This is a genomic window from Paenibacillus sp. FSL H7-0940, assembly GCF_037979415.1.
Taxonomy (GTDB): Bacteria; Bacillota; Bacilli; order Paenibacillales; family Paenibacillaceae; genus Paenibacillus; species Paenibacillus amylolyticus.
On the sequence record NZ_CP150280.1, the window covers coordinates 1,463,455 to 1,479,354 of the forward strand.

Below are 15,900 nucleotides of genomic sequence, written 5' to 3' on the forward strand. Positions count from 1 at the left end.
TAGACAAGTAGGTGAACAACAAAATGTTGAATGCAGTAGAGCTGACAACAAAAGTAGAAGAAGTCATGGAACACGTGAATTTTTCGGGTGTTGTATTACTCCAGCAAGCCGGAAAAACCCTTTTGAATATGAAACGTGGTTATGCAAATCGCAGTGAAGAACTTGCCAATCAGGTGGATACACGCTTTGGAATTGCATCTGGATGTAAGATCTTCACGGCAGTGAGTATATGCCAACTAATTGAAGCGGGCAAGTTGTCTGCGGATTCTAAGCTTACGGATGTATTGGATGTGGAGTTTCCACTATGGGAAGAAGGAGTTACCATTCAGCAGTTGTTAACACACACGTCAGGCATTCCGGATTATTTCGATGAAGAAGTGATGGATGACTTTTCAGAATTATGGAAAGACAGACCCGTCTATGCGATGTGGCGATTAAGTGACTTTCTGCCCATGTTTCAGCATTTGCCAATGAAGTCTGCTCCGGGTGAACGTTTTCACTACAACAATGCGGGTTTCATTGTGCTGGGGCTTATCGTGGAACAACATTCAGGACTGTCGTTTACAGATTATGTGGAAGAGCACATTTTCAAAAGGTGTGGCATGAAGGACTCCGGTTATTTCGTAACAGATCAGCTCCCGCGTAACACAGCTTTAGGGTATATCGATCATGAAGATGGCTCATGGAATACTAATATGTTCTCCATTCCTGTCAAAGGTGGATCGGACGGTGGGGCCTATGTTACGGCACCGGATATGATTCGATTTTGGGATGCTTTGCTGGGCCCCCAATTGTTGAATGAAGAAACGACACAGCAGTTATTAACACCACATGCTCATCAAGAGGATGAAGAGTATTATGGGCAGGGTATCTGGATTGACCGCAAGGAGGAAGACATTTTCAAATTTCATGTCATGGGGTTTGATCCAGGGGTGTCGTTCATGTCTTCCGTGTATCCGGACTATGATCTACAACTGGTTGTGGTCTCTAATCAAGAGTCTGGTCCGTATCCAATAACAATTGCTATCGAAGAAGCTTTGGCATGACGAATAACCCCCAACCTATGGTCAGGTTATGGCCACAAGGTTGGGGGTTCATTGGTCGAACAGGATAGATAGGACTGCCTCCGGTTATAACATTTTCCATAGCTCAGGGGCGATTAATCGAGGGAAAACATCCAGCGGAGGTTTCTCTTTCTTTCGTTTGTCATTGGTTAACACCGTAACAAGTTCGAGCTCTGGGACAATATATACATACTGACCACCAAATCCTCGCGCGTAATAATAATGGAGATTGGGTTTGTCGTCTTCAGCAGCAATATTTTCGGAGTCAGACCTTCCGTTCGGATAGACATCCACCCACCAATGCCAAGCATAACTGCCGTGATTGGGTGGAGTGACTGTAATGAAAGGCTGTGTCGAACGAGATACGAGATCACTTGAAATGAGAGACTGCCCCTCCCACATACCTTGCTGTAGAAACAGCTGACCGAATTTCAACAGATCTACGGGTAACATTTTAAGACCAAATCCGCCGGTATGTACACCTTGAGGGTCGCTTTCCCATTCATAATCCTTAATTCCCAGCGGGACAAAAAGATAGCGTTCTGCGAACTCGGCTACGTTCATACCTGCATTTTGCATCAGGATGGCGGATAGGATCTGTGATACTCCGGAGTTGTACTCCATATATGTACCCGGTACATGGCTTAAGCGTTGCTCCAATGCAAAATCCACCCAATGATCGGTGCGGGTCATGCGAGGGAATGAATTCTGCCCGCCGAACTCGTCCCAGTTGAACCCGGCTGTCATGGTGAGCAGTTGTTCCAGTGTGATCGCTGGTTTACGAGGATCAGTATCGGATGTCAAATGTGGAAAAAAAGTGGAGATTGGGGTTGATGCCTCTGGCAACAAACCTTTATCCATTGCTATACAGATGAGCGCGGACAGCACACTCTTGGTACATGAATTGATTTTTGCAATATCGGTCGCAGCCTCGTGGTTGCGGTAGTGTTCGAACATGATCTCACCGCGTACGCTAACGAGGCAGCTTCGCAGATCCAGTTGTGGAACGATCTGTTGTAATTTGGATGACAGTGATGAAGGATTCATAGTGTCCTTTCTGTGCGGTTGATTTGTTATAGGATTTTGTAGAAATAGGTGTCCATTATCTTAGCATACTCCCGAGGTAGGGCTCAACAAGCGCTACATTATTATGTCAAAGCAAGTATGTAAAATGCGATATCCTATGAAAGCTATAAGAATCACATGCGAATATCGCATAAATTCCCAGCATTGTCTGTCAATCTTATATAATTGTCATGAGAAGAGTACCAGACATGTATAAGAGAAAGGGGTCTGTGATGTGGGAAATATAATAGAAGAATTATATTACGGTAACCTGAGACCAGAGGAGAATATTGTTCCTAAAGATTCGGAGTATCGTTCTATTCATAAGGAGATTACAGCTTATATCGAAAAATTTCAGAAAAAGCTCTCGGAGGATGACTTTAAACAACTCGAGGTATTGTTTGATATGATGGATCAAGTTCATTCTATACATTCAAAAGAGGCTTTTGCCAGTGGTTTCAAAATTGGGACGTTGATTATGATCGAGAGTGGTTTCACAAGCTAATATTTTGGTTTTTCACAATTTGTGGTTACATAGTTAACCTCTTTCCTATGAACATATGGAAGAGGTTTTTACTATTATGAATATGCTAATATAGGAAAAATATCATATGAAACATGAACTATGTTAGTGCGTATTAAGGTTAGAAATGGTAAAATATCAATGCCTAAACATGGAATAAGTAGATGAAAGACAATTAAATATAGGAAATAGTGTAGAATCAGTGTTTTAGCAAAAGAACTTATTAGTAAATTATAGTAATCTAATACTGAATTGAGGAATTAAACATGGCGATTATTGACGTAATTAAGTATGATGGCTCACCTGATGTATTTGCTTGGAAACATCCTGAGACTGAACTGGGAACATGGACTCAGTTAATTGTGAATCAATCTCAACAAGCAATTCTTTTCAAGGATGGAAGAGCGCTTGATATGTTTGGACCCGGAAGGCATACGTTGAGTACTGCGAATATCCCAATCTTGAACCGTCTCGTTAACCTTCCGTTCGGAGGAAAGTCACCTTTTGCAGCAGAAGTATGGTATGTCAATCAAGTAAGCGCATTGGACGTTAAATGGGGAACGGCGAATCCGATTCAGATCCAGGATCCCAAGTATAATATTATTGTTCCCGTAAGAACATTTGGACAAATGGGAATTAAAATTTCGGATTCACGAAAATTTTTGGTCAAGCTTGTGGGAACACTGCCTGAGTTTAACCAAGCTAATATGATTAATTACTTCCGTGGGTTGATTATCATGAATATTAACTCCATGTTGTCATCATATCTAATACATAGAAAAGTAAGTGTTTTGGAGATCAATGCATATATCGCCGAGATATCACGACATTTTGCAGATACGGTAGCTTCTACTTTTGAAGAATTTGGTATTGAGTTAATCAACCTGTATATTCACAATGTTAATCTGCCTGAAGAAGACCCTTCAGTCATTCGATTAAGAGAAGCGTTGGCACGCAAAGCTGAGATGGATATTATTGGGTACACATATCAGCAAGAACGTTCGTTTGATACGCTTGAAGGTGCAGCGAAAAATGAAGGAAGCATGCAGTCAGACATCATGGGCGCAGGGCTTGGTATGGGCATGGGGGTTGGTCTGGGTGGTTCTTTCAGTGGCGAGATGTCCCAGATGTCTAAAGTGATGTCTACGAAGGAAACGCCTGCAGTAAGTATATGTAAGCAGTGCCATCATCCGAATCAGGAGAACAGCTCTTTTTGCAGCAAATGTGGCAATTCATTAGCCGAAAAATCGGTAGCAACAACAGATTGCAACAATTGTGGACATGCCTTGCCAAAGGGAACCAAATTCTGTCCTAACTGTGGTGACAAATACCATGCATGTCCTTCATGTGGGGCGGATAATGCGGAGAACGCATTGGAATGTATCCAATGTCATCAACCGATGCCTAGCCCATGCCCAAATTGTAACCATATGAATTCCGGTCATACAAAATTCTGTGGCAACTGTGGCACAAGTTTAAGCTTGAAATGTAGTCGGTGCCAACATGAAGTAAAACCCGGCCAGAAGTTCTGTCTCGATTGCGGAAACAATCTGCAAGAAGGAGGACAGGCATAGTGATGGTAAAACGGAGCAATCTCTTGATTTTGGATGTCGTCTATTTAATGTGCATGTTAGTATCATCAATCGTTTCTTTTACGCTGTTTAATCATGCGCTTCTGTCGTTTTCTTTTTGGATGAATCTCGTTGCTTCTTATGTAGCGATTACGGCTATTTGGATCTACGCGCGGTTCATCATGCAAAATATGGATCGGTATAAACGGTTTGTTCCAGGTTACACAGCTTTAGGTGTAGTATTAGGTATTTATCTGATTTGTGTGATGATCTACACGTTGTTAACAGGTTTAGCAGATCATGCGCTTCGCTGGTTCGTATTGTTACATACGGTAACGATTGCGATCGCAATTATTTTGTGCGGAATCATTATGATCTATATTCAGAGTGCGCGCCGTCATGAAATAGATGAACATACAAAAATCGCAAACTTACAATTAATCGAAAAAGCTTTACAGCAATTGCTTCATACCATGGTGCAACATCCCGTCCTAACTGTGGAAGAAGAGCGCAAAACCGTTCAGTCATTAATTGAACTTGTAAAGTATAGTGACCCGATCACTCCGGATTCCCTTGAGAAAAATGACCGCCAGATCCTGCTGGATATTGAATTGATGAACAGTGAGCTTACAAATCAGTACGAAGCAGGGGAATTGGTAAATAGTGAACGTTTTGCTTCGCAACTATCCCAGTTAAAGTTCCGTTTGAAAGAGCGAAATCAACAGATCATGACAAGCAAATCATAAATTGCAGGAGGAAACACGGTGAAAAAGAAATTTGGGATTATATTCATTATAATTTCATGTATAGCAATTCTGTTCTCTTTATTCGAACTATCCGAGGGAACGGATGTGGCAATTATCAATGCATTTGTACTTTTTGTAACTGGAATTGTTCTGCTTGTAATAGGAATTAAAATGTGTGGTCGACCTAAATTTCAACTTAAAGCCGATCAACATTATGTTGACGATTCTAGTAGTAATGTGCAATATGACGGAGGTAACTATCACGAGGAGTATGAAGAAGTCGAGGAATCTCAAGAACCTTTATCCTTAATATGTTCAGGGTGTGGAGCTAGAGTAAAGGTATATCCTACTTCGTCTGCGGATTGTGAATATTGCGGAACAACGATGAGAATCTCGTAAACCGTGTAGCGGACTAAATGACTTCTTTTACGGATACTTGTAATATACACTGCTAGGTAGAGTGTGATGTTTTAAGGAGGAAACGCGGTGAAGAAATTTTTTGGCATTTTATTCATTATCCTTTCGTCTGTGACGATCCTGTTATCTTTAATATTAATATCCGAAGGAACAGAAACGGCCATTATCAGTACAATTATTCTTTTTATCCCTGGGGTTATCGTACTTGTTACAGGCATTAAAATGTGTGGTAGACCTAAATCTCATTCTAAGACTAATCCATACCAGCATTATGATTCTAATGATAAGCAAGATCAGGAAGATCAGCATCGTGTGAAATATGACGAGGCACCTCAAGAAACTGTAGCCGTGAATTGTTCAGGGTGTGGAGCCAAGGTAAGGGTATATCCTACTTTGTCTGCGGATTGTGAGTATTGCGGAACAACGATGAGGATCTCTTAAACTGCATAGGAGGAATCGTGTTGTTAAGGAAGTTATTTGGACTCTTTTTCATGTTTTATGCCATTGCTATACCCATACGATTACTTATGGAAGAGAATGTCGTAGATCAATTGAATATAGTTCTTGTAGTTGAAATTATTATCGTTGAATTTTTATTTTTGTTTTTTGGTATTAAATTGCTTAGGAAAAAACGTGTTAAGAAAAAGCGTGTCCCGGAACGAAAGTTTTATGGGGGAGACTATGGAGGTCATCTTGATCGCGAAAATGCGAATCCGCATACTTATTCAAGTTACAATAGCAACACCGTGAGTTACAGTAGTCATAATACAATTAACTATACAGAGATCAATTTTTCAGATAAGGAAAACACTGAAGAGAAAGTCGAAGAAAAAGTTGAAGAGCCACAAAGGCCTGTTTCAGTGAGTTGCCCGGGGTGTGGGGCGAAGGCAAAAGTGCTTCCTAAGCAATCAACGGACTGCGAGTATTGCGGAACAACAGTTGTAGCAAATTAGAACGGTTCAGAATGGATACGTGAAGGGTTAAGCCTGATTCCTATGGAGTCAGGCTTTTTATCTCTTCAATTTTGAATCTAAAGTCCCCCTAACGATCAAATCGTCAAATAATTCCAACTGAGTTGCCTTAATGCAGTCCCTTTAATGAAACGTTTCGAATTTATATTTATAAATGACCTTTATTATATTCAGTATTTGTAAGCGTTCTATTTTCTTGTTTACGGAAATGGGAAAATTATGATAACATATACACGAAACGTTTCGAATCCATTTGAAGGGAGAAAATCATGAAAAAAGTAAAACAATTCAGCTTCATTTTAACTTTTTGTCTGTTAGCTAATCTAGCTTTAACTCCTATGGCTTCAGCAGGTGACTCAAGCCATTTAATTGGATTCCGAGCAGAATTGAAAGCGATTGCATATAAGACCTATACGTTTTTTGAGGACTATACGGATCAGAACACGGGCTTGACTTACGATGAAGTGCGACACAGTGAAAACGGGATAGAAGAAGCTAAACGTACCTCGCCCACAAACATCGCAATGTATATGATGAGTACCGTTTCAGCGCAACAATTGGGCATTATTTCTAAGAAAGAAGCTGTACATCGCCTGCAAACAACTATAAATTCCCTCGAGAAGTTAGAAAAGTGGAACGGCCTATTTTATAACTGGTATAACACAGATGACGGTTCGGTGAAGAAAGATTGGGGGCAATTTATTTCCCAAGTCGATAATGGCTGGTTATCCGCTGGTTTAATTGTTGTTGGGCAAGCCTATGAAGAACTTCATGGGGAAACAAGCAAGTTGGTTACAGATATGAATTATACTCCGCTATATGATCCTGAAGTCGGCCAATTCCGCGGAGGTTATGATGTGGCTAAAGGCGCACTGACGGACCACCATTATGGAATGTTTTATACGGAACCACGTGTAGGCAGCTATATTGCTATTGGGAAAGGTGATGTTCCTCAAGATCATTGGTGGAAGATGTATCGCACATTACCTCAAGAATGGGATTGGCAAGCTCAGATTCCTCAAGGCAAATCCGTTAAGTACGATGGAGTGGATGTGTTTGAAGGAAGTTATGTATACAAGGATAAAAAGTTCGTACCAAGCTGGGGAGGTAGTATGTTTGAAGCTCTTATGCCCGGTATGGTCATAAAGGAAAAAGACCTGGGTACTCAAGCTTTGGGATTGAACAATCAGCGTCATGTCGAATTGCAGATCGAATACGCCAAAGAAAAAGGGTATGACGCATGGGGCTTTTCACCTTCTGCAACTCCGACAGGTTACAGTGAGTTTGCAGCAACGCCATTGGGTACCTCAGGTTACAAAGATGGAGCAACGGTAACAGCACACGCAACATTCCTTGCTCTGGATTATGCCCCTGAAGCTGTTCGAAAGAACATTAAAGCTTTAAAGAACTTCAAAATGTTTGGCAAATATGGGTTCTATGACTCACTCAATGTTGAAACGGGAGAACTTGCAAAAGCTTATCTGGCACTGGATCAAGGGATGATTATGGTGTCGATCACCAACTATCTTCAAGATGGCGTTATCCGCGATTATTTTCACAGTGATGTGATAGGGCAGACGCCAGAAGAATTATTGAAAAAAGAAGTGTTTTCCATTCAATGAAGGGCTGCTTTAGATTAGAGCAAGATCACTAACGAAATGGGACGAAGATTAAAAGATGGGCGGAACGAAGCAGGGTATCAGCATGCTTCGTTCCGTTTTTGCGTTTACCATTGATAATGAAGTCGCAGATCGATTAGATTATGGAATTTATCCGGAAAAAGACAAGGCATTTACAATGGCGATTTTAAGACTTACGTTGTGGGGCATAAGCGCAAAGAAAGACGCGTACGCCTTCAGTGATGATATTTTTAGTTTGTTCCTCATCTAATGTCCCGATTTTTCCCGGTTGATTAAATACCAATAAAAACGTTAATGCAGCGAAGTGCTTTGCAGCCATTTTAGGATCAATCACATGGAGCAGTCCGTTTTGTCCAAACGCTGTAAACCTCCTGATAATCCCCTCTTCAGTTGCGTTATCCAGCCTTTCAAAAAACGAGTCTGGCAGGTTGGCAGCTTCCACCATAACCAGACGGATCAAAGCCTTGTAATCTGCCGAACCGTTTGCAGAAGCTACGATTTGCTCACAAAATAAGATGAGCGCCTGCTCAAGATCTTCGAATTTCCAGAGGTGGTCTGAAATCCCTTGCTCAATCATGACGAGAACCGCCGAACTGGATTCTTCAACAACGGCAAGCAGTAGATTCTGTTTGTCGCCATAATAATCATAAACTGTCCGTTTGGAAACTCCCGCTTTAGTTGCGACCGCATCGACGCTGGAACGATCAAACCCTTCTGAAAGAAACAGATCTCGTGCCGCCGCAATAATTTTAGCTCGTTTGTCTGAAGAGCCTTTGCGGATTTTCTTGTTTTGCGTATGATCCATTCTTACGTTTCCCCCTTATATGTGTATTTCAGAAATGGATTAGAGTCCTGCTTTACAAACTACACTGTACGGTGTAGTGTAACAAATGTAGCGTATCAAATCAATGATCAAGGAGGTTTTTATTCATGAATACCATACCGTCTGTTGTTGATGTTCTCATTGTCGGGGCCGGACCCACAGGGCTTACACTTGCCTGCGACCTTGCCCGTCGAAACGTCAACCATCGTATTATTGAACGAAGCACCGTGTATAACGTTGCATCTCGCGCCAAAGGAATTCAGCCTCGCTCGCTTGAAGTCGTAGATGATTTGGAAGCCGTTCACTACATTGTTGATACAGGTGTTGTGGACTTGCCTGTTCGTTATTATACCGCAGATGGCAGAAGTGTGGACAAGCCGACTATTACCGTTGCAGCCAGCGCCGAACTTGAGACACCCTATCGTGATCCGGTCTGGATTGCTCAATTTGATGTGGAAAAAGCGTTGCGCGACCGATATGCAATGCTTGGCGGTCAAGTTGAGTTGGGCATGGAAGCTGCAGGGCTTGTTCAGGATGTGGATGGTGTATCGGTAACGGTGAATACACCACGAGGAGAAGAGCAAATTCGTGCTCGTTATGTGGTAGGCGCTGACGGTGGCAAAAGCAATATCCGCAAATTTATACACTTACCGTTGGTTGGGGAAACACATGATCATGAGCGATGGTATCTTGGCGATGTACGATTGGAAGGGTTAGATCGTGACCATATCCATATCTGGACTTCTTCGGAGGGGATGGTCGGGGTGACGCCGCTGCCAAAATCCGATATTTGGCAACTGCAGGCTACAATTCCGGCAGCCATCGCTAGAGGCGTATCAAGCCATGTTTGACCGTCGTGCCGAGTCCGGACGTGTTCGGCTTACGGATGCTTCTTGGTTATCCATCTACCGGGTCAACGTTCGTATGGTTGAATGTTACCGAAACAACCGGGTTTTTCTTGCCGGTGATGCGGCTCATGTTCATTCGCCGGCCGGCGGTCAAGGTATGAATACGGGAATACAGGACGCATACAACCTCGGCTGGAAGCTGGCGGCTGTCATACGTGGAGCGGACACCGCCTTACTCGACACCTACGATGAGGAGCGCCGCCCAGTGGCTCAGGCTGTGCTCAAAGACAGCACTAAGAAGATGGGAGGCGTTATAAGAACGGCGACTGAAGGCGGAGGGTTGTCCCAATCCTTGAGCACCATATCCGACGATCTGACGAGCGGGCTTCTCATTTCCTATCGTCCAAGTTCGCTTACCCGTCCGTCTGCTGGAACAAATGCTACCCGTTTACTTCCTGGAGATCGTGCCCCTAATGCTAGGGGACTGCAAGGCACCGGGTTTGCAGGAAGTGTCTTTGACCTCTTGCGCGGCCCACACTGGACGCTGTTGGCTTTTGCAAACTACATCGATCCTTCTCTGAAGAACTTCACCAACGATGCACTCCATTTGCATTATATCCTTCCATCGAAGGTGGAGGGGGCGGAAGGCATAATAGACACTGCAGGGAATGCCTATCGAGTTTACGATGTCGCAAGTAAAGAACTTGTATTGATTCGTCCTGACGGTTACATCGCCCTGCGCACCTCCATTGATGATACCGCATCGATCCTGAATTACTTGAAATTGTGTGGCTTATCATAGGATCGAGCGACCCAAGGCTCTGCCCGAATCACGTCGTCTTATTGAAAATAGAGTGTAAGAAATTCTATTCATGCAAAAAAGGGTCTTGTCATTTTCATAACAGGACCTGTTTTGCGTAAACTAAAAATCCCTCAAACGATCAAATACCTCATATAATCCCTCGTGATTAACTTCTACCGAATCATCTTGACGCAGTTCCAAATGCTGTTGTAATTGATCCAGCAACTCCGTTAGAACAACATAAATCTCTTCCCGCTCAACAGTTTCAATAAAGCCGGTCCTGGCATCCATCTTGTTGAAGGTCTGTGTGTAGTTCTCAACCATGGAGACGAGCCGTTTTTGCATAGCTTCCTGATTGTTCAAATCTTGACTTAATTGCCGGATTTCCTTCAAGCACTGCTTGTACAATTGAGCTGCTTTTTTGGCGTGTGCCGCCTTGATGTGGTCCCGTCCATCCCAATCCCGAAATGGATTGTTCAGGTTCTCTTCAAGCCATTCCGGTTTGCGTGCTTTGGTGATTTCCATATCAAGTCCGGCAGCAACGGATTTTTTATATCTTGTTTTGATCGATCTGGCTGCATCGGCAGGCAGGCTGGTTAGCCACAGCGTAGCCAATTTTGGAAGTTGCTCTGGATCAGGGAATTCTTCACCATTGAAGCCGAACAGGTCATATGTAGTGAAGGTCTGCAAATTTGCCAAATGCTGAATCGATTCTATATGGGATACATTGCCGGGTTTACCCCACAATCGTAACTCTGAAAGCTCAGGATAATACTGCACAAGTGGCTCCAGATGGAGTTCCGTGATATCTCTGATATACAGACCTTCAAGTCGTGAGATACCCGTAACCTGTGGCATGCCCGATGGAACATTGAGAGTGATGCATTTACCGTCTTCATAAGCCGCGATACGCAGATCAGGAGACAACTCTCCTGTGAAATTCAGACTTTTCATCTTTGTGTTCAAAATCAACTCCTTCAACCCACTGACATCCACAATAAGTCTGGTCAGGTGGCTCTTGCTGATATTGAGCATCGTTTGACCATGATGTATGATATGAAGTTCATTAATGAACGGGTTGTCCTCTATAAATGGAAAGATTGATTCCGTATATCCATCCATTTCAATATGTGTCAGACAAGGTAGCTTTGCGAGTTCGGCTACATCTTCAGAAGATGTAGGGCTGAAATCGCGGAGTGTACTCGTACTGCGCCGCATTACACGATCGCCAATCATCACTTCTTCGTCATCATCCGCAGCTTGTTTGAACTGCGCTCTTCGGATCGAATCGATACCTTCCCATTCACGCTGGAGATAGAGACTTTCTCCGATCGGCCAGCCTCCGCCATACGTATTTGTTTCCTCGGTGTAGAGAGGAGGGATGTTGCCTGCAAGCACATACTGTGAAGGAACATTAGCACTCACGAAACTATGGGCAAGTCGATCATGCCAGAAATAGAAATTACAGATCAGCGGTTTCATCTGATGAAGATGCATTTCATTAGGCAGTTGATCACCAGTCCAATCCAACTGAAGGACGGAGGCAAGCGTGTCAGAAGTTTTACCCTCTGTTTCTTTCAGTCCAGTTACCTGGCAGGCTGTATATTGTTGTAATTTTTCGACGTACACGCAGTACACATCTCCAACATTGGGGATCATGTTATGCTCCTTTCGTTCTGCACCAATCGATGCTAAGCTACTTGTAAACCAAGTATTCTGCAGAACTAATAATAGATGAATTATATCAAAGTCATTCAGAGACTACCATTTTGGGATAGAGCCGAATAGGCTTGAATACTTTTATAAAAAGGAACGATGTCTATGGATACAAGTATGAGCCGTAACAAAAAACTGGGTGAGTTCTTGAAATCACGGAGAAGCCGCATTCAACCGGAACAGGTTGGATTGTCAGGATCTTATGGACAGCGAAGAACACCCGGTCTACGGCGGGAAGAAGTAGCGGTATTGGCTGGTGTCAGTGCGACGTATTACACGTGGCTCGAACAGGGTAGGGAGTTGGCGGCTTCACGAGAAGTGATGCAGAGTATAGCGGATGCGCTCCGTTTAACCCTGGAAGAGAAGAGTCATCTATTTGACTTATGGGACCCTAATACGGAACATGAATTCCTTGCTTCGTATTCGCAACTGGAGCCAGGGTGGCAGAGTATTATTGGCCAGTTGACTCATCCTTCCTTTATTACCAATGAACGTTCTGAGGTACTTGCCTGGAATGAAGCTGCAGACACGAACCTCTTCAACTTCTCGTCGATGAATGTGAATGAGCGTTTAATGATGCGGATTTTATTTCTGGATACAGCGCTCAGGGAGCGTATGCACAACTGGGAGGAATTCGCGCGGCACTCGGTAGCCGTATTCCGTACGTATTATGACAAGTATCCGAGTGACCCCGAATTCAGCAGAATCGTGAAACAATTGAGTGAAGAAAGTGTAGACTTCCGAACGATCTGGAACCTGCACCAAGTTGAATTCAAACAAGTCAATCGTGTCCTGCTTGAAACGACGGATCGGGCAGATGGCGTTGTGCATGCATACGATATCTTTTCCATGAATAATCTGAACAGCCAATCAGGCATTCATTGTTGTATTTACGTTCCTGTTGCCATATAAAAAGTTAATCAAACTGGTAATTTCTTTACTAGCATAAACAGAGTGTGGTTGAGGTCTCGGAAGTGAAATAGAATGAACTCAAGTTCGTACGTATCTAGTTAACGTTTCTATTTCAAGATGAAAAGAGGGAGCCACATGCTCAAAACAAGAACACTGGGAAATGATAAATTACGAATATCTGCGCTCGGCCTGGGTGTGATGATGATGCCGGATAATGACGAATCTGTACATACCATTCAGGGTGCGCTGGATGCAGGAGTCACCATGTTTGATACGGCGGATCTGTACGGAGCGTATGAAAAACAGCGATTTGGTGGGAATGAAAAACTGCTTGGACGCGCGCTTCAAGGTCGAAGATCCAAAGCAATCGTTGCCACCAAATTTGGTATAACACACACGCAGGGCCCCAAGGGAGATCCGGCCTACATCAAAAAATCAGTAGATGCGAGTCTCTACAACCTGGGAATGGATTATATCGATCTGTATTATCAACATCGTCCTGATCCGAATACACCCATTGAAGAGACCGTAGGCACACTTGCCGATCTGGTTCAACAGGGGAAGATTCGATATATTGGTTTGTCCGAAGCGCCAGTAGAGATCATTCGGCGTGCACATGCTGTTCATCCGATTACAGCGTTGCAGACCGAATATTCATTATGGAGTCGAGAGCTTGAGGATGAGATTATGCCTGTCCTGCATGAATTGAACATTGGCTTGGTTCCATACAGCCCTTTGGGGCGGGGCTTCCTGACAGGTCAGATCCGTTCTATAGACGATCTGCCGGAAGATGATTATCGTCGTCACTATCCGCGTTTCCAAGGTGAGAACTTTCAGAAAAATCTGGAGGTTGTTGGATTGATCCAAGAGATGGCTAAGCAAAAAGGGTGTACGGTCTCTCAACTTGCTCTGGCTTGGTTGCTTGGAAAGGGAGAACATATCGTTCCGATCCCGGGGACTCGCAATCTGGAAAGAGTTCACGAGAACTTAGGGGCGCTACAGGTTTCGCTTACGGATGATGAGATGAACCAGATAGATCACATATCTCCCCAAGGCATTGCAGCCGGAGGCAGATTCCCTGGTCAAGTCTAGTTCGTTTATACATGATTCTAAGAAACCTAATGTTCAGGATTAAAAACAATATATAACATGTGTCAACGGTATTATCTTTCTATTCTCCGGCATACAGTACAACAATGAGATGTATGCCCAAGGAGGAGAAATGATCGTATGATGAATCCGATTTTACAAGCCCCGAATGTTCCGCTGGCAGCCGATTCCAATGCGGTTGTCAATTATCAGAGGGATTCACGCAACTATGTAACCCAGTTGTTTGGAGAACAGCTGCCGACCATTGCAAATGGGTTCTTCAACGTGTACTTAAGCAAAGGAATTATTGTGCAGCCACACTGGCACACCAATGTCACGGAGATGGTTGTGGTCATCACCGGTGAAATTACAGCGTCAGTCTTCAATCCGTTTACGCGTGAACGATTGACATATCGTCTGAAACCAGGTCAGGTTGTGGTATTTCCGAAAGGCTGGTTTCACTGGTTTGTCGCTGAGACAGATGATGTATATGTCTTAACAATCTTTGATCAACCAACGCCCGATATTGTATTTGGAGCGGATTTCTTGGCAGCTACACCGCCGGAGGTGGCTCACCGCGCGTACTGTTTGGATGAAGAGGCATATGCGAGAGCTGTTGGTTCCATTAAAAATGATGCGATTCTGGGCCCTCCAATAGGGTGTGATACACAGGTTTCTGATCAATCGACCTCACCTTCCAAGACGTCCGTGTCACCATCCAATAAGCTGAAATCTTAAGTCAAGATTCCTTATTCATTATCAAAGTACACAGCCTGTAACTGGAGAATATCAGTTGCAGGCTTTTTGATGTGTCGATGTAATAATTGTATGAAGTCCATGGAGGGGTTGGTATTATATTAGAAAAAAATTCAAAATGCCTGAGTCAGTGGGTTACGTTCTCTGTTAGTATAGTATGAACATCCAACAAAAACGGAGGACTCATGAATGAACATGTCAGAAATGAAAACGCTTGAAACTGCAATGAGTTATGCACCTATTTTGATGTTTGACAGAGCCGAACCCTTTTATCCTGATTTTGTTGGCATTTCTGTGTTGCATCAATCTGGGCCTTCACCATCGTTCAGAAGGGACATTAAGTTTCCGACCGAGGTAGTACAATATGTAATTGAATATGCAATCTGGTGGGATTATGAGATTGGACATTTGTATGAAATGGAGCATGTATGGGTTTATGTGGGTCATGACGGAGAGGTAGTAGACTGTGAAGCCAGCTTTCATGGGAAGGTGCTGCGTGGATTATTGAAGGAACGGGTCAATGTGGTTGGACATCATGTATGTCTGTACTCACAGCCTGGCAAACATGCTTTCTCACCACTTCCGGTTGTATTTGAGTTATTGCCAAACCTGTATAGTGCAGCAGCTGCCGAAGCTGGATGTGATGGGCTACTTGTGAATGAGTTGTTTCAAGATTATTTTGAAACGAATGAACAGATCGATGCTCAGGTGGAGCGTTATCTGCAGACCAAAGCGTTTGTACCTACCATGGAGTTCGAAGAATATTTACTAAAACCGGAGATGTTCATGACGTGGGATAATCTGTTTGGTATTATTCCGCACAGGATTAAGGATCGCTTAATTGAACTGGAGCAGTTATATAACACATAAGTAATTAGTTTTAAACGGGTTTTATGTTAATTTGAAGTGTATTTTTTCGCTTCAAAACCAAACTTTGTCGATTCGGGTTTGGTTTTT

General features: G+C 43.3%; 17 protein-coding genes. 14 read left to right on the forward strand and 3 right to left on the reverse strand.

Features of this window, described 5'->3' with window-relative positions; genetic code table 11:
• The first annotated feature begins 23 nt into the window (after positions 1–23).
• On the forward strand, positions 24–1,046 hold the full coding sequence (locus tag MHB71_RS06600; RefSeq protein ID WP_340029106.1) for a serine hydrolase: 1,023 nt from the start codon (positions 24–26) through the stop codon (positions 1,044–1,046).
• 84 nt (positions 1,047–1,130) lie between these two features.
• On the opposite strand, the gene MHB71_RS06605 is transcribed toward MHB71_RS06600, so the two are convergent.
• Positions 1,131–2,111: a serine hydrolase gene (locus MHB71_RS06605; protein WP_340029107.1), complete on the reverse strand. Its 981-nt coding sequence runs from the start codon at positions 2,109–2,111 to the stop codon at positions 1,131–1,133.
• A 253-nt stretch (positions 2,112–2,364) separates the two neighbouring features.
• On the opposite strand from MHB71_RS06605, the gene MHB71_RS06610 reads away from it, so the two are divergent.
• From MHB71_RS06610 to MHB71_RS06640, 7 genes are all read left to right on the forward strand, one after another.
• On the forward strand, positions 2,365–2,634 hold the full coding sequence (locus MHB71_RS06610) for a DUF6809 family protein (RefSeq protein WP_076317555.1): 270 nt from the start codon (positions 2,365–2,367) through the stop codon (positions 2,632–2,634).
• A gap of 284 nt (positions 2,635–2,918) precedes the next feature.
• Positions 2,919–4,226, forward strand: coding sequence for an SPFH domain-containing protein (locus MHB71_RS06615; protein ID WP_047843479.1), 1,308 nt, complete (start codon positions 2,919–2,921; stop codon positions 4,224–4,226).
• Complete coding sequence (locus tag MHB71_RS06620; protein ID WP_340029108.1) at positions 4,226–4,969, forward strand: hypothetical protein; 744 nt, start codon at positions 4,226–4,228, stop codon at positions 4,967–4,969. Before MHB71_RS06615 ends, MHB71_RS06620 begins: the two co-directional genes overlap by 1 nt.
• A gap of 18 nt (positions 4,970–4,987) precedes the next feature.
• Positions 4,988–5,368, forward strand: a complete 381-nt coding sequence (locus MHB71_RS06625; RefSeq protein ID WP_340029109.1) for a hypothetical protein — start codon at positions 4,988–4,990, stop codon at positions 5,366–5,368.
• A gap of 87 nt (positions 5,369–5,455) precedes the next feature.
• Positions 5,456–5,827, forward strand: a complete 372-nt coding sequence (locus MHB71_RS06630) for a DUF3784 domain-containing protein (RefSeq protein ID WP_047843476.1) — start codon at positions 5,456–5,458, stop codon at positions 5,825–5,827.
• Between the two features lie 20 nt (positions 5,828–5,847).
• Positions 5,848–6,339, forward strand: a complete 492-nt coding sequence (locus MHB71_RS06635) for a hypothetical protein (RefSeq protein ID WP_340029110.1) — start codon at positions 5,848–5,850, stop codon at positions 6,337–6,339.
• Positions 6,340–6,626: 287 nt separating this feature from the next.
• Positions 6,627–7,979 carry a glucoamylase family protein gene (locus MHB71_RS06640; RefSeq protein WP_340029111.1) on the forward strand — a complete coding sequence of 451 codons (1,353 nt, stop codon included), beginning with the start codon at positions 6,627–6,629 and terminating at the stop codon, positions 7,977–7,979.
• A 184-nt stretch (positions 7,980–8,163) separates the two neighbouring features.
• On the opposite strand, the gene MHB71_RS06645 is transcribed toward MHB71_RS06640, so the two are convergent.
• Complete coding sequence (locus tag MHB71_RS06645; RefSeq protein ID WP_340029112.1) at positions 8,164–8,802, reverse strand: TetR/AcrR family transcriptional regulator; 639 nt, start codon at positions 8,800–8,802, stop codon at positions 8,164–8,166.
• Positions 8,803–8,927: 125 nt separating this feature from the next.
• Here MHB71_RS06645 and MHB71_RS06650 point away from each other — a divergent pair, with 125 nt between their 5' ends.
• Positions 8,928–9,671, forward strand: a complete 744-nt coding sequence (locus MHB71_RS06650) for an FAD-dependent monooxygenase (protein ID WP_340029113.1) — start codon at positions 8,928–8,930, stop codon at positions 9,669–9,671.
• Positions 9,664–10,470 (forward strand): FAD-dependent monooxygenase, encoded by an 807-nt coding sequence (locus tag MHB71_RS06655; protein ID WP_340029114.1) that lies wholly within the window; start codon positions 9,664–9,666, stop codon positions 10,468–10,470. Before MHB71_RS06650 ends, MHB71_RS06655 begins: the two co-directional genes overlap by 8 nt.
• A gap of 120 nt (positions 10,471–10,590) precedes the next feature.
• Here MHB71_RS06655 and MHB71_RS06660 read toward each other — a convergent pair whose 3' ends face one another.
• The gene (locus MHB71_RS06660; RefSeq protein ID WP_340029115.1) at positions 10,591–12,129 is read right to left on the reverse strand and encodes a hypothetical protein; all 1,539 of its coding nucleotides are present in this window, start codon (positions 12,127–12,129) and stop codon (positions 10,591–10,593) included.
• A gap of 162 nt (positions 12,130–12,291) precedes the next feature.
• Between MHB71_RS06660 and MHB71_RS06665 the strand changes: the two genes are divergently transcribed.
• The 4 genes from MHB71_RS06665 to MHB71_RS06680 all read left to right on the forward strand — a co-directional run bounded on the left by MHB71_RS06665 (position 12,292) and on the right by MHB71_RS06680 (position 15,813).
• Positions 12,292–13,098, forward strand: coding sequence for a helix-turn-helix transcriptional regulator (locus tag MHB71_RS06665; RefSeq protein ID WP_340029116.1), 807 nt, complete (start codon positions 12,292–12,294; stop codon positions 13,096–13,098).
• A 135-nt stretch (positions 13,099–13,233) separates the two neighbouring features.
• Positions 13,234–14,190, forward strand: a complete 957-nt coding sequence (locus tag MHB71_RS06670; RefSeq protein WP_244988529.1) for an aldo/keto reductase — start codon at positions 13,234–13,236, stop codon at positions 14,188–14,190.
• Between the two features lie 138 nt (positions 14,191–14,328).
• Positions 14,329–14,925 carry a cupin domain-containing protein gene (locus MHB71_RS06675; protein ID WP_036672849.1) on the forward strand — a complete coding sequence of 199 codons (597 nt, stop codon included), beginning with the start codon at positions 14,329–14,331 and terminating at the stop codon, positions 14,923–14,925.
• A 207-nt stretch (positions 14,926–15,132) separates the two neighbouring features.
• A complete protein-coding gene (locus MHB71_RS06680) occupies positions 15,133–15,813 on the forward strand; it encodes a hypothetical protein (protein WP_340029117.1) in 681 nt (226 codons plus the stop codon).
• The last annotated feature ends 87 nt before the right edge of the window (positions 15,814–15,900 follow it).

What these genes read in the sequence shown, in the direction of transcription:
- MHB71_RS06600 (WP_340029106.1), top strand. Translation starts at nt 24, where the DNA reads ATGTTGAATGCAGTAGAGCTGACAACAAAAGTAGAAGAAGTCATGGAA.
- MHB71_RS06605 (WP_340029107.1), bottom strand. Translation starts at nt 2,111, where the DNA reads ATGAATCCTTCATCACTGTCATCCAAATTACAACAGATCGTTCCACAA.
- MHB71_RS06615 (WP_047843479.1), top strand. Translation starts at nt 2,919, where the DNA reads ATGGCGATTATTGACGTAATTAAGTATGATGGCTCACCTGATGTATTT.
- MHB71_RS06640 (WP_340029111.1), top strand. Translation starts at nt 6,627, where the DNA reads ATGAAAAAAGTAAAACAATTCAGCTTCATTTTAACTTTTTGTCTGTTA.
- MHB71_RS06645 (WP_340029112.1), bottom strand. Translation starts at nt 8,802, where the DNA reads ATGGATCATACGCAAAACAAGAAAATCCGCAAAGGCTCTTCAGACAAA.
- MHB71_RS06650 (WP_340029113.1), top strand. Translation starts at nt 8,928, where the DNA reads ATGAATACCATACCGTCTGTTGTTGATGTTCTCATTGTCGGGGCCGGA.
- MHB71_RS06655 (WP_340029114.1), top strand. Translation starts at nt 9,664, where the DNA reads ATGTTTGACCGTCGTGCCGAGTCCGGACGTGTTCGGCTTACGGATGCT.
- MHB71_RS06660 (WP_340029115.1), bottom strand. Translation starts at nt 12,129, where the DNA reads ATGATCCCCAATGTTGGAGATGTGTACTGCGTGTACGTCGAAAAATTA.
- MHB71_RS06665 (WP_340029116.1), top strand. Translation starts at nt 12,292, where the DNA reads ATGGATACAAGTATGAGCCGTAACAAAAAACTGGGTGAGTTCTTGAAA.
- MHB71_RS06670 (WP_244988529.1), top strand. Translation starts at nt 13,234, where the DNA reads ATGCTCAAAACAAGAACACTGGGAAATGATAAATTACGAATATCTGCG.
- MHB71_RS06675 (WP_036672849.1), top strand. Translation starts at nt 14,329, where the DNA reads ATGATGAATCCGATTTTACAAGCCCCGAATGTTCCGCTGGCAGCCGAT.
- MHB71_RS06680 (WP_340029117.1), top strand. Translation starts at nt 15,133, where the DNA reads ATGAACATGTCAGAAATGAAAACGCTTGAAACTGCAATGAGTTATGCA.